Genomic DNA, 13122 nt, shown 5'->3' with positions numbered 1-13122 from the left:
ATATGCCTTTGCAGGCGCACGCCTGTGCGAAACTGGTATAATGCGTGCGGAAAATTCTAGAACGGTAATTTATGTTGTTTGGACAAAACAAATAGGAATTCGCTGATGAAAGTAACAGTTTTTGGTATCGGTTACGTAGGACTTGTTCAGGCTGCGGTTCTTGCAGAAGTCGGGCATGAAGTATTGTGCATCGATGTGGATGCAAAGAAAGTAGAAAACCTGAAAAACGGGCAGATTCCAATTTTCGAACCAGGCCTGACTCCACTGGTTCAGCGCAACTATGAAGCAGGGCGTCTGCTGTTCAGCACCAATGCGGCTGAAGGCGTGGCGCATGCAACGGTCCAGTTTATCGCCGTGGGAACTCCGCCAGATGAAGACGGTTCTGCTGACCTGAAATATGTGACTGCGGTGGCACGTACCATTGCTGAACATATGACTGAACCTAAAGTCGTGATTGATAAGTCAACCGTTCCTGTCGGTACTGCGGATAAAGTGCGCGCGGTCATGGCAGAAAAACTGAAAGAACGCGGCGTTGATATCAGTTTCGATGTGGTCTCCAACCCGGAATTCCTGAAAGAAGGTGCCGCGGTTGCTGACTGTATGCGACCTGAGCGTATTGTCATCGGTACGGATAACCCGGATGCCATTGACCCGATCCGTGAACTCTACGAACCCTTTAACCGTAATCACGATCGCATGATCCTGATGGATATCCGCAGTGCTGAGCTGACCAAATATGCGGCGAACTGCATGCTGGCAACCAAAATCAGCTTCATGAACGAAATGTCCAATCTGGCAGAGATGCTGGGCGCGGATATTGAGAAAGTGCGTCAGGGCATTGGTTCAGACTCCCGCATTGGCTACCACTTCATTTATCCTGGCTGTGGCTATGGCGGTTCCTGCTTCCCTAAAGATGTGCAGGCGCTGATCCGCACTGCTGAGCATATTGGCTATCAGCCAAAACTACTGCAGGCAGTGGAGCAGGTGAATTATCAGCAAAAATATAAACTGCCAGCCTTTATTCAGCGCCATTTTGGCGAGGATCTGAAAGGCAAAACATTCGCTCTGTGGGGCCTTTCCTTTAAACCTAATACCGATGACATGCGTGAAGCATCCAGCCGTGTATTAATGGAACAGCTCTGGGCGGCAGGCGCAAAAGTAAAAGCCTACGATCCGGAAGCCATGAATGAAACCCAGCGTATTTACGGTCACCGTGATGATCTGGAATTGATGGGCACCAAAGAATCCGCGTTGCAGAATGCTGATGCGCTGATTATTTGTACTGAATGGCAGAGTTTCCGTGCCCCCGATTTCGATGTGATCAAAAAAGCTTTAAAAGAACCGGTTATCTTCGACGGTCGCAATTTATTCGATCCTGAACGTTTGGAAAAACGCGGATTTACTTACTACGGCATCGGCCGTGGCGCATCAATCAATCCCGTTTTGTAAGGAGTTTTCATGAAATATCTGGTCACCGGCGCGGCGGGCTTTATTGGCTTCTATGTGTCACAACGTTTGTTGGCAGCCGGTCATTCTGTTATCGGCATTGATAACCTGAACGACTATTATGACGTCAATCTGAAATTTGCCCGCCTGGCGCAGCTGGAAAATAAAGACGGCTTTGAGTTTATTAAGCTGGATTTGGCTGATCGCGAAGGTATGGCGGCATTGTTTGCTGAACAGCGTTTTGAACGTGTTATCCATTTAGCGGCGCAGGCGGGTGTCCGATATTCAATCGAAAATCCTCTGGCTTATGCTGATTCAAACCTGACAGGATTTGTTAACGTTCTCGAGGGCTGTCGCCATAATAAGGTGGGGCATTTGCTTTATGCCTCATCCAGTTCAGTTTATGGTCTGAACAAAAAACAGCCTTTTTCGACGGATGATTCTGTAGACCATCCTGTTTCGTTGTATGCGGCGACCAAAAAAGCCAATGAATTAATGGCTCACACCTATTCACATCTTTATAGCTTACCTACCACCGGATTACGTTTCTTTACCGTATACGGTCCGTGGGGACGCCCTGATATGGCTTTGTTTAAGTTCACCAAAGCAATACTGGCGGGTCAGAGCATTGATGTTTATAACCACGGTGAAATGCGTCGCGACTTCACTTATATCGACGATATCGCCGAAGCCATTGTTCGTTTGCAAAACGTTATTCCGCAGGCTGATCCTGACTGGACGGTGGAGAACGGTTCCCCGGCCAGCAGTTCCGCACCGTATTGCGTGTATAACATTGGGAATAGCAATCCGGTGAAGCTGATGACGTATATCAGCGCGCTGGAAAAAGCGTTAGGAATTGAAGCAGCGAAGAATATGCTGCCAATGCAACCCGGCGATGTACACGAAACCAGTGCGGATACTGCGCCATTATCCAAAGCCATTAACTTTAAGCCTGAGACGCCGGTAGAGCAGGGCGTGCAGCGTTTTGTTGACTGGTATCGGGACTTTTATCAGGTGTAAGTCGGAATGTTTTGCTTACAGAAAGGTCGCTGATGCGGCCTTTTTTTATGGAATCAGTTAAATCTTATGGATATTTAATTCCCTGACGGTGGCGGGTGTTTTATCTGCATTTTTTGTATTTGTCAGAAGAATATGACAGCCTATTAAAAACAAAAAGCCCATCATAAAGATGGGCTTTTTAGTATTAACTCGAGGGTTAATACGGGCAATTACAGCAGGAAATCGTCCAGTGATTTGCCTTGCTCTTCGATTGCTTTTTTGATCACGGCTGGAGTACGGCCCTGGCCGGTCCAGGTTTTGTTTTCGCCGTTTTCATCAACGTATTTGTATTTAGCCGGACGTGCAGCACGTTTAGCTTTACCGGTTGCTTTAGTCGCTGCCATAGTTTGCAGCAATTCATTTGGATCGATACCGTCAGCAATCAGCATTTCGCGGTATTGTTGCAGTTTACGGGTACGCTCTTCAATCTCAGCAGCTGCCTGAGAATCTTCTTCGCGACGCTCGTTCACAACAACTTCTAATTTTTCCAGCATCTCTTCCAGAGTTTCCAGAGTGCATTCTCTCGCTTGTGCGCGCAGAGTACGGATGTTGTTCAGAATCTTTAATGCTTCGCTCATTATACTAGTCTCAAATTATATTGGTGGGGGGCGTTTGGCTAATAATAGAATGCTCTTCTGTATTCTGCAATAGCCAATTTGTTTACCTGACCTTAATTTACGCATTTAAAGCAAATAACGTTTCCGGAAGGGTAAATATAGCCAGGTCCATTCACGCTATTTATCTGAGGGGGATTACCCTATTTTCAATACTCAGTCGGGGGTAATTGTTGCGTTACGTATGCTGTTTTATAAGCCTGCGATTGTTCACAAATTTAAACGCAAAGTGAAGTTATGTTATGTAAGGATATGGAAAAACAGGGCACTAAGGCCGCGCTGCCACAAAAGCTTCTCTGTGATAAAGCATTCTATTCATCAGGATGAATGTATAGACAAACCAATAACCCTGCGGTATTTGCATATAAGAAATGCGGTCTTTACGGGTATTGAGGCGAGGTGATAACAAGATATTGTTCCATGCCATTATAATTTTTGATTGTAAGTTTCTGTGATTTTTTTAAATGAGACGGTTGTATCCGTTGCGGATTACCCAGATGACGCGCGTTGTTATCGACTGCCGGGCATGTGGTACAATGCACGCCGAAAATTTACGCCATCCATTACTTTATGGGGTCACTCCTTCATGGCTCAGCTTTATTTCTATTACTCGGCGATGAATGCCGGTAAATCCACCTCGTTGTTGCAATCTTCATATAATTATCAAGAACGTGGTATGCGCACGCTGGTACTCACTGCCGAATTAGACCACCGCTTTGGTGTGGGCAAAGTCAGTTCACGTATCGGCCTGTCATCGCCTGCAGAACTCTACAATAAAGAGACTGAACTCTTTAACCTGGTCGCTCAGGAGAACCGTTCACAGCGTCTGAGTTGCGTCCTGATTGATGAGTGTCAGTTCCTTACTAAGACTCAGGTTTCGCAGCTCACGGATGTGGTGGATGATTTAGACGTGCCGGTGCTCTGTTATGGCTTACGCACAGATTTTCGTGGTGAGCTTTTCGAAGGCAGCGAATATTTGCTGGCGTGGGCGGATAAGCTGGTTGAGCTTAAAACCATCTGCCATTGTGGCCGTAAGGCAAACCGCAACCTGAGGCTCGATGAAAAGGGCAATGCTCTGCACGATGGTGCACAGGTCGTTATCGGGGGGGATGAAAGCTATGTGTCTGTGTGTCGCAGACACTACAAGGAAGCGATGGCCGCGTTAGACATAAAGGATAATGACCCGCTTCTCTGAGGCTTTTAAAATCCCCTGTCAGCATTGTCAGTATGACGCATAAAAAAACCCGCCTTTTCAGCGGGTTTTTTACTATCAGAATCTCAGCAGATTATTTTTTGCTGGTTTTCTTTTCAGCTTTTGGCGCAGGAATAACCACTTCTTCTGCCACATCTTCGCTGAATTCACGGCCGTAGTAAGTATCCATCAGGATCTGTTTCAGCTCAGCAATCAGTGGGTAACGTGGGTTAGCACCGGTACACTGGTCATCGAAAGCATCTTCAGACAGTTTGTCTACTTTAGCCAGGAAGTCAGCTTCCTGAACGCCTGCTTCGCGGATTGAGGTTGGGATACCCAGTTCCGCTTTGATTTCATCCAACCATGCCAGCAGTTTCTGGATTTTCTGTGCAGTACGGTCACCAGGTGCGCCCAGACCTAAATGGTCGGCAACTTCTGCGTAACGACGACGCGCCTGAGGGCGGTCATACTGACTGAAAGCAGTCTGTTTAGTTGGGTTATCGTTGGCGTTATAACGGATAACGTTGGAAATCAACATGGCGTTAGCCAGGCCGTGTGGAATGTGGAACTCAGAACCCAGTTTGTGGGCCATTGAGTGACAAACCCCAAGGAAGGCGTTAGCAAACGCGATACCTGCGATAGTCGCTGCGTTGTGAACACGTTCACGGGCAACCGGATTTTTAGCGCCATCTTTGTAGCTGGCTGGCAGGTTTTCTTTCAGCAGTTTAAGCGCCTGCAGAGCCTGACCATCTGAATATTCGTTTGCCAGTACAGAAACGTAAGCTTCCAGTGCGTGAGTCACCGCATCCAGACCACCGAAAGCACACAGTGATTTCGGCATGTTCATGACCAGGTTGGCATCAACGATAGCCATGTCCGGGGTCAGCGCATAGTCAGCCAGTGGGTATTTCTGACCTGTCGCATCGTCAGTCACCACAGCGAACGGTGTGACTTCTGAACCAGTACCTGAAGTGGTAGTGACAGCGATCATTTTCGCTTTCACGCCCATTTTCGGGAACTTGTAGATACGTTTACGGATATCCATAAAGCGCAGAGCCAGATCTTCAAACTGAGTGTCCGGATGTTCGTACAGAACCCACATGATTTTGGCCGCATCCATCGGTGAACCACCACCCAGCGCAATGATGACGTCTGGTTTGAAGGAGTTCATCTGCTCAGCACCTTTACGAACAATGCTCAGTGTTGGATCCGCTTCCACTTCGAAGAAGACTTCAGTTTCAATACCGTGGCCTTTCAGAACACTGGTGATCTGGTCAGCGTAACCGTTATTGAACAGGTAGCGGTCAGTCACGATGAAGGCGCGTTTTGCTCCATCGGTCGCCACTTCTTCCAGTGCGATTGGCAGAGAGCCACGACGGAAGTAGATAGATTTCGGAAGTTTATGCCACAACATGTTTTCTGCTCGCTTCGCTACAGTTTTCTTGTTGATCAAGTGTTTAGGACCGACGTTTTCAGAGATGGAGTTACCACCCCATGAACCGCAACCCAGCGTCAGAGAAGGAGCAAGTTTGAAGTTGTACAGGTCACCGATACCACCCTGAGAAGCCGGGGTGTTAATCAGAATACGTGCTGTCTTCATTTTGTTGCCAAAATAGTTAACACGTTCTGGTTGGTTGTCCTGGTCAGTGTACAGACAAGAGGTGTGACCGATACCGCCCATTTCTACCAGTTTCTCTGCTTTAGAGACCGCATCTTCAAAATTCTTCGCGCGGTACATCGCGAGGGTAGGGGACAGTTTTTCATGTGCGAAGGGTTCAGATTCGTCAACAACACTGACTTCACCGATAAGCACTTTGGTATTTGCTGGCACTTTGATGCCGGCCATTTCAGCAATTTTCACCGCTGGCTGACCCACGATTGCCGCATTCAGGCCGCCGTTTTTCAGGATGATGTCTGAAACCGCTTTCAGTTCTTTCCCTTGCAGCATGTAGCCACCGTGGGAAGCGAAACGTTCGCGAACTGCGTTGTAAGCAGATTCAACCACGATAATGGACTGTTCAGACGCACAGATAACGCCGTTATCGAAGGTTTTGGACATCAGAACGGAAGCCACGACACGTTTGATATCTGCAGTTTCATCAACGACAACCGGGGTGTTACCCGCGCCAACGCCGATGGCTGGTTTACCAGAGCTGTAAGCTGCTTTCACCATGCCCGGGCCGCCTGTTGCCAGAATCAGGTTCAGGTCAGGGTGATGCATTAACTGGTTAGACAGTTCTACACTTGGTTCATCAATCCAGCCGATGATGTCTTTTGGCGCACCCGCAGCGATGGCGGCTTGCAGAACAATATCCGCAGCTTTGTTCGTTGCATTTTTAGCACGTGGGTGTGGGGAGAAGATGATGCCATTACGGGTTTTCAGGCTGATAAGCGCTTTGAAAATCGCAGTAGAAGTTGGGTTGGTAGTCGGAACGATACCGCAAATCAGACCAATTGGCTCTGCAATGGTGATGGTACCGAAAGTGTCATCCTGACCCAGGATGCCACAGGTTTTTTCATCTTTGTAGGCATTGTAGATATATTCAGAGGCGAAGTGGTTTTTAATCACTTTGTCTTCGACGATACCCATTCCGGATTCTTCAACAGCCAGTTTTGCCAGCAGAATTCGAGAATCGGCAGCAGCCAGGGCGGCGGCAGCGAAAATCTTATCGACTTGCTCTTGACTGAAGTTGGCATATTCGCGCTGTGCTTTTTTGACCCGAGCGACGAGTGCGTTCAGTTCAGCGACATTTGTTACAGCCATAATGCTCTCCTGATAAAGTTAAACTCTTTTAGTAAATAACCTGCCAAAGACTAGTATAGACCTGCTATCAGTCACCGTGAGAAACTAATTAAAGCTAGATTTCTCAATGTGTTGTCTTTGTCTCTTTATTTGCTCAAAGAGCTTTCAGTAATGAAGCACCTGTGTAGTCAAAAAGTTGTCATCCGGCGACATAAATGAACATTTGTTCTACAAGTACCGCTGAGTGACTATGCACTGAGATTACCTATTTGTGGGCAGGGTTAATTTGATCTGGATCACTAAACCATAATGCTGACACCTTTCAGCATGGGGTAAGTGCGATTGATTATCAAATTTGCTCAAATTGAATACAATTTATCTGTGATTTGTGTCGTTAAAATTACGCTGTTTTAACAAAAGTGGTATTCACTGCTTTTTAATCAAATTCTGGTGATAAAAGTTGTGAATCGGCGTGGCGCCTTTACTGCAATTCCAGTACATTAGCGCCCATCAAAACCTTCATCTGCTGGCATAATTGTGCGGAGTTCTGCGTGAGCCAATCTTTATTAGATTTTTCAGGGTATATCAAATTCTTTGTCGGGCTGTTTGCGTTGGTCAACCCTGTGGGGATTTTGCCCGTGTTCATCAGCATGACCAGTTATCAGGCGGCAGCAGGGCGCAATAAAACCAATATGACGGCAAACCTGTCGGTAGCCATTATATTGTCGACCGCACTTTTTCTGGGCGACGCGATTTTACATCTCTTCGGCATCTCCATTGATTCGTTCCGCATCGCGGGCGGCATTCTGGTGGTGACGATCGCGATGTCGATGATCAGCGGTAAACTCGGTGAAGATAAACAGAACAAGCAGGAAAAATCAGAAACCGCGATCCGTGAAAATGTCGGTGTCGTGCCTCTTGCACTGCCGCTGATGGCCGGACCCGGTGCGATCAGCTCGACGATTGTTTGGAGTTCGCGCTATCACAGCTGGCCAAATCTGCTGGGGCTGACGCTGGCCATTATCTTCTTTGCGTTTTGTTGCTGGCTGTTGTTCCGGGCGGCACCTTTACTGGTTCGCCTGTTGGGTCAAACCGGGATTAACGTTATTACCCGTATCATGGGACTGTTACTGATGTCTCTGGGCATTGAATTTATTGTGACAGGCATTAAAGCGATTTTCCCCGGCCTGCTTTAATCCCTTCGTCCCCGAATTATCACGGAAACACTTATGGATTTCCGTGATAATTATTACCCTTCCTTATAATGCAATGCATTAATATAGTGCAGCTAATGACGTAATTAAGAGCGATTGCACCCAAATGTGGCGTAAAGCCCTGTCTCATTCTGCTTTTTAATCCAAGTCTTCATTTCTTCTAATAAACTTAGCGAATATTTCGCTAAACCCCCCTCTTTATTGCCCGCTTTGGCGCTAATTTATCCACATCATTCTGTAAGGCTTGTGCATGCCGTATCGAGATGTTATTAGTGTTAATACAGCAGTTAACAGATGTTTATCCTTGAAAACCTCTGAATGTTAACTGATTGTATCAGGATGCTTCCTGAGCAGCCCGCAACCTGAATTTCGCGCCAAAACCTGACATAAAGATGATGTAATACAACGGGTTGGGATAGCGTTTTGAGTATTGCTCAACCGGGGTGCTTTACGGTCTGTAACCGGTAAAAGAGAATTGCGTAACAAATTTGCAAAATTTATTGGCGCCGGTATCAGGCTTCTGATAATTTTCAAATCGCCTTCAAAAATGGAATTTTGTTAAGCGGAATGCTCTAAGTGAGAATGAATCTTGCTAGAGACAGAAAGATAGAAGCCATTTCATTTGTTTTTGGAGAGTGTCGTGTCGCATTGCCTGCCACAAAATTATCCTCACCTGCTTTTTGCGAAAAGAAAGCCGGGTATTGCGCTGACGACATTGCACGGCCTGCTGTTAACTCTGTCTGTTCAGCAAAACAACTCTTCAGCTTATCTTCTGATTAATTGATTTCGGGCGCTTAACCGCGAAGGACTTTCTGTTGCCCTAAGTCGGGCGAATAAGAAAATAATATTGTTAAGGTTCGGAATAACAGTATGTGATTACCTGGTGCGCGGTGAAATGCAGTTTTATTGCGCACGGGGTGGATCTAATGGAGTGGGGTCATCCTTAACGACCCCGGAAACCGCATGGCGAACAACAGCCAGACGTTTCAAGCGCATTATCAGGTAATACATGCAGTAATAGGGGACAGCCATCTGCGGGTGGCAACAACATGGGGGGCCTTTCTTGAGCAATTCGTTCCTGCTTTTGAAACCCATTGACCCAGCAAGGGTTTATCTTGCACCCCGGCGTGCAAGTTCATAATAAAAACTGGAGTTGAAATACAATGACCAACATCACAAAAAAAAATCTGCTGGCTGCCTGCATTCTTGCAGCAGTGAGCTCAGTTTCCATCAATAACGCATTCGCGGCGAATGTGCCTGCAGGCGTGACACTGGCGGCTAAACAGGAGCTGGTGCGTAACAACGGTTCTGAAGTTCAGTCCCTGGACCCACATAAAGTCGAAGGCGTACCGGAATCCAACGTAATCCGTGATCTGCTGGAAGGTCTGGTGAATACCGACAGCAAAGACGGCAGTGTGATCCCTGGCGTCGCTACCACCTGGGACAACAAAGATTTTAAAGTCTGGACCTTCCACCTGCGTCCGGATGCAAAATGGTCAAACGGCGACCCTGTCACCGCGGCGGATTTCGTCTACAGCTGGCAGCGTCTGGCTGATCCAAAAACAGCCTCTCCGTATGAAAGCTACCTGCAATACGGTCACATCGAAAACATCGATGACATCATCAGTGGTAAGAAAAGCCCTGATACTCTGGGTGTGAAAGCGATTGACGACCATACCCTGCAGGTGACCCTGACCGAACCTGTTCCTTATTTCGTAAAAATGCTGTCTCACACCGCGATGAAACCGGTAAACAAAAGTGTTGTTGAGAAATTTGGCGACAAATGGACCCAACCAGAAAACTACGTGAGCAACGGCGCATACAAACTGAAAGCCTGGACCGTCAACGAACGTATCGTTCTTGAACGCAGCCCGACTTACTGGGATAACGCGAAAACCGTGATCAACCAGGTCACTTACCTGCCAATCTCTTCAGAAGTGACTGACGTTAACCGCTACCGCAGCGGCGAAATCGACATGACCTACAACAACATGCCGATCGAACTGTTCCAGAAGCTGAAAAAAGAAATCCCAACTGAAGTTCACGTTGACCCGTATCTGTGTACTTACTACTACGAAATCAACAACCAGAAAGCCCCGTTCACTGACTCACGCGTGCGTGAAGCTCTGAAACTGGGTCTGGATCGCGACATCATCGTCAATAAAGTGAAAGCACAGGGCGACCTGCCAGCGTATGGCTATACCCCGCCTTACACTGACGGTGCAAAACTGACGCCTCCGGCCTGGTTCAAAGAAACTCAGGCACAACGCAACGAGCAGGCTAAAAAATTGCTGGCCGAAGCCGGTTACACGTCTGCGAAGCCTCTGACTTTCGAACTGCTGTATAACACCTCTGATCTGCACAAAAAGCTGGCTATCGCCGCTGCCGCTATCTGGAAGAAAAACCTGGGTGTTGACGTGAAACTGGTTAACCAGGAATGGAAAACCTTCCTGGACAGCCGTCATCAGGGTAACTTCGATATCGCGCGTGCAGGCTGGTGCTCCGACTATAACGAGCCTTCTTCCTTCCTGAACACCATGCTGTCTGACAGCAGCAACAACACTGCCCACTATAAGAGCCCGGCGTTTGATAAAGACATCGCTGACACTCTGACAGTGAAAACCGATGACGAACGCGCGGCGCTGTATCAGAAAGCTGAAACCCAGCTTGATAAAGACTCTGCCATTGTCCCTGTCTATTACTACGTGAACGCGCGTCTGGTGAAACCTTACGTCGGCGGTTACACCGGTAAAGATCCACAGGACAACGTCTACGTGAAAGATCTGTATATCATCAAACACTAATCCATCAGTGTCCGGGCAAGGCATCCCCGAGCTGCCTTGCTCGTTCTATTTTGATGAAGGTAATGATTTCAGCACCGGCTTTCGGCGCTGAAACAAAGAGCCACCACGATGCCCTTTGTTCAGGGGCATCGTGACCAAGCCAAAAACTATCAAGCTGTAGTGACAGGCTTAGAAACAGGTACGGGCAATGTTAAAGTTTATTTTACGCCGCTGTCTGGAAGCGATTCCGACGCTATTCATTCTGATCACCATTTCGTTTTTTATGATGCGTCTCGCACCGGGCAGCCCTTTTACGGGTGAGCGTAATCTTCCGCCAGAAGTCATGGCGAACATTGAGGCGAAATATCACCTCAATGACCCAATGTATAAGCAGTATTTCCACTATTTAGAACAACTGGCAAAAGGCGATTTCGGCCCGTCGTTCAAATATAAAGACTACACAGTGAATGACCTGGTGGCGGCGTCGTTCCCGGTTTCAGCAAAACTGGGTCTGGCGGCATTCATCATGGCGATTGTGTTTGGTGTGAGTGCAGGGGTGATTGCAGCACTGAATCAAAACACCAAATGGGATTACACGGTGATGGGCATTGCGATGACCGGGGTGGTTATCCCCAGTTTCGTGGTCGCGCCGTTACTGGTGCTGATATTTGCCATTACGCTTAAATGGTTGCCTGGCGGCGGCTGGAACGGCGGTGGCACGAAATATATGATCCTGCCGATGGTGGCACTTTCACTGGCATATATCGCCAGTATCGCGCGTATCACCCGGGGTTCGATGATTGAAATCCTGCACTCCAACTTCATCCGTACAGCACGTGCCAAAGGGTTGCCGCTGCGCCGCATTATTTTGCGTCATGCACTGAAACCTGCCTTGCTGCCGGTATTGTCATACATGGGACCGGCCTTCGTAGGGATTATCACCGGTTCGATGGTCATCGAGAGCATTTTCGGATTGCCAGGTATCGGCCAGTTGTTTGTTAACGGGGCATTAAACCGTGACTACTCCCTGGTACTGAGCCTGACCATTTTAGTGGGCGCATTAACCATTTTGTTCAATGCGATCGTCGACGTGCTGTATGCCGTCATCGACCCGAAAATCCGTTATTAATGCCGGAGTACGTCAATGATGTTAAGTAAGAAAAATAGCGACGTCGTGGAAAACTTCAGCGAAAAACTGGAAGTTGAAGGCCGCAGTTTGTGGCAGGATGCACGACGCCGTTTCATGCACAACCGTGCTGCGGTCACCAGCCTGATCGTACTGGCGTTTATTGCGTTATTCGTGGCATTTGCCCCGATGTTATCGCAGTTTGCCTACGACGATACTGACTGGAATATGATGTCAGCGGCACCGGATTTCGCCTCTCACCACTATTTCGGGACTGACTCCTCAGGCCGTGATTTGCTGGTACGCGTGGCGATTGGTGGACGTATTTCCCTGATGGTCGGTGTGGCGGCTGCGCTGGTGGCGGTGATCCTCGGTACGCTGTACGGATCCCTGTCCGGCTATCTGGGCGGTAAAATTGACTCCGCGATGATGCGTCTGCTGGAAATTCTCAACTCCTTCCCGTTCATGTTCTTCGTGATCCTGCTGGTGACCTTCTTCGGGCAAAATATCCTGCTGATTTTCGTGGCGATCGGGATGGTGTCCTGGCTCGACATGGCACGTATCGTGCGCGGTCAGACCCTGAGCCTGAAACGTAAAGAATTCATCGAAGCGGCGCTGGTCAGCGGTGTGAGCACGCGAAATATCGTGTTGCGCCACATTGTGCCAAACGTGCTGGGTGTCGTGGTGGTGTATGCCTCACTGCTGGTACCGAGCATGATCCTGTTTGAATCCTTCCTGAGCTTCTTAGGATTAGGGACACAGGAGCCACTGAGCAGCTGGGGCGCGTTATTAAGCGATGGTGCCAACTCGATGGAAGTTTCACCTTGGTTACTGCTGTTCCCGGCAGGCTTCCTGGTTGTAACTCTGTTCTGTTTCAATTTTATCGGCGATGGCCTGCGTGATGCCCTCGACCCGAAAGATCGTTAAGGAGTGCAACCATGAGCA

Annotated in this window: 10 protein-coding genes; 8 read left to right on the top strand and 2 right to left on the bottom strand. The window is 48.1% G+C overall.

All coding sequences use genetic code 11. The features are described 5' to 3' along the window. Positions 1-105 precede the first annotated feature (105 nt). Both J9880_RS20200 and J9880_RS20195 read left to right on the top strand, forming a co-directional pair. Positions 106-1449, top strand: coding sequence for a UDP-glucose dehydrogenase family protein (locus tag J9880_RS20200; protein WP_095921637.1), 1344 nt, complete (start codon positions 106-108; stop codon positions 1447-1449). 9 nt (positions 1450-1458) lie between these two features. Beyond that, positions 1459-2466 carry an NAD-dependent epimerase gene (locus J9880_RS20195; RefSeq protein ID WP_119827372.1) on the top strand — a complete coding sequence of 336 codons (1008 nt, stop codon included), beginning with the start codon at positions 1459-1461 and terminating at the stop codon, positions 2464-2466. Positions 2467-2675: 209 nt separating this feature from the next. Here J9880_RS20195 and hns read toward each other — a convergent pair whose 3' ends face one another. Further along, positions 2676-3083: a histone-like nucleoid-structuring protein H-NS gene (gene hns, locus J9880_RS20190; protein WP_013575950.1), complete on the bottom strand. Its 408-nt coding sequence runs from the start codon at positions 3081-3083 to the stop codon at positions 2676-2678. 622 nt (positions 3084-3705) lie between these two features. Between hns and J9880_RS20185 the strand changes: the two genes are divergently transcribed. Further along, positions 3706-4314 carry a thymidine kinase gene (locus J9880_RS20185; protein ID WP_131693316.1) on the top strand — a complete coding sequence of 203 codons (609 nt, stop codon included), beginning with the start codon at positions 3706-3708 and terminating at the stop codon, positions 4312-4314. Between the two features lie 91 nt (positions 4315-4405). Here J9880_RS20185 and adhE read toward each other — a convergent pair whose 3' ends face one another. Continuing rightward, positions 4406-7075, bottom strand: coding sequence for a bifunctional acetaldehyde-CoA/alcohol dehydrogenase (gene adhE, locus J9880_RS20180; RefSeq protein ID WP_119827368.1), 2670 nt, complete (start codon positions 7073-7075; stop codon positions 4406-4408). Positions 7076-7605: 530 nt separating this feature from the next. Between adhE and J9880_RS20175 the strand changes: the two genes are divergently transcribed. The 5 genes from J9880_RS20175 (at position 7606) to oppC (ending at position 13104) form a co-directional block, all read left to right on the top strand. Continuing rightward, entirely contained in the window at positions 7606-8250 is a 645-nt protein-coding gene (locus J9880_RS20175; protein WP_013575947.1) for a YchE family NAAT transporter, read from the top strand. 981 nt (positions 8251-9231) lie between these two features. Continuing rightward, on the top strand, positions 9232-9366 hold the full coding sequence (locus J9880_RS25090) for a hypothetical protein (protein WP_268247531.1): 135 nt from the start codon (positions 9232-9234) through the stop codon (positions 9364-9366). Between the two features lie 65 nt (positions 9367-9431). After that, complete coding sequence (gene oppA, locus J9880_RS20170; RefSeq protein ID WP_095921641.1) at positions 9432-11072, top strand: oligopeptide ABC transporter substrate-binding protein OppA; 1641 nt, start codon at positions 9432-9434, stop codon at positions 11070-11072. A gap of 187 nt (positions 11073-11259) precedes the next feature. Beyond that, entirely contained in the window at positions 11260-12180 is a 921-nt protein-coding gene (gene oppB, locus J9880_RS20165; RefSeq protein WP_095921642.1) for an oligopeptide ABC transporter permease OppB, read from the top strand. Positions 12181-12195: 15 nt separating this feature from the next. Then, positions 12196-13104 carry an oligopeptide ABC transporter permease OppC gene (oppC, locus tag J9880_RS20160; RefSeq protein WP_095921643.1) on the top strand — a complete coding sequence of 303 codons (909 nt, stop codon included), beginning with the start codon at positions 12196-12198 and terminating at the stop codon, positions 13102-13104. Positions 13105-13122: the final 18 nt, after the last annotated feature.

This window comes from Rahnella victoriana (assembly GCF_021276285.1).
Classification (GTDB): Bacteria; Pseudomonadota; Gammaproteobacteria; order Enterobacterales; family Enterobacteriaceae; genus Rahnella; species Rahnella victoriana.
Note: the sequence above shows the minus strand (reverse complement) of the source record. Positions and strands in the feature narration are given on the sequence as shown.

Excerpts from the sequence above, each read along its gene's own strand:
- J9880_RS20200 (WP_095921637.1), top strand. The coding sequence starts at position 106 with ATGAAAGTAACAGTTTTTGGTATCGGTTACGTAGGACTTGTTCAGGCT.
- J9880_RS20195 (WP_119827372.1), top strand. The coding sequence starts at position 1,459 with ATGAAATATCTGGTCACCGGCGCGGCGGGCTTTATTGGCTTCTATGTG.
- hns (WP_013575950.1), bottom strand. The coding sequence starts at position 3,083 with ATGAGCGAAGCATTAAAGATTCTGAACAACATCCGTACTCTGCGCGCA.
- J9880_RS20185 (WP_131693316.1), top strand. The coding sequence starts at position 3,706 with ATGGCTCAGCTTTATTTCTATTACTCGGCGATGAATGCCGGTAAATCC.
- adhE (WP_119827368.1), bottom strand. The coding sequence starts at position 7,075 with ATGGCTGTAACAAATGTCGCTGAACTGAACGCACTCGTCGCTCGGGTC.
- J9880_RS25090 (WP_268247531.1), top strand. The coding sequence starts at position 9,232 with ATGGCGAACAACAGCCAGACGTTTCAAGCGCATTATCAGGTAATACAT.
- oppA (WP_095921641.1), top strand. The coding sequence starts at position 9,432 with ATGACCAACATCACAAAAAAAAATCTGCTGGCTGCCTGCATTCTTGCA.
- oppB (WP_095921642.1), top strand. The coding sequence starts at position 11,260 with ATGTTAAAGTTTATTTTACGCCGCTGTCTGGAAGCGATTCCGACGCTA.
- oppC (WP_095921643.1), top strand. The coding sequence starts at position 12,196 with ATGATGTTAAGTAAGAAAAATAGCGACGTCGTGGAAAACTTCAGCGAA.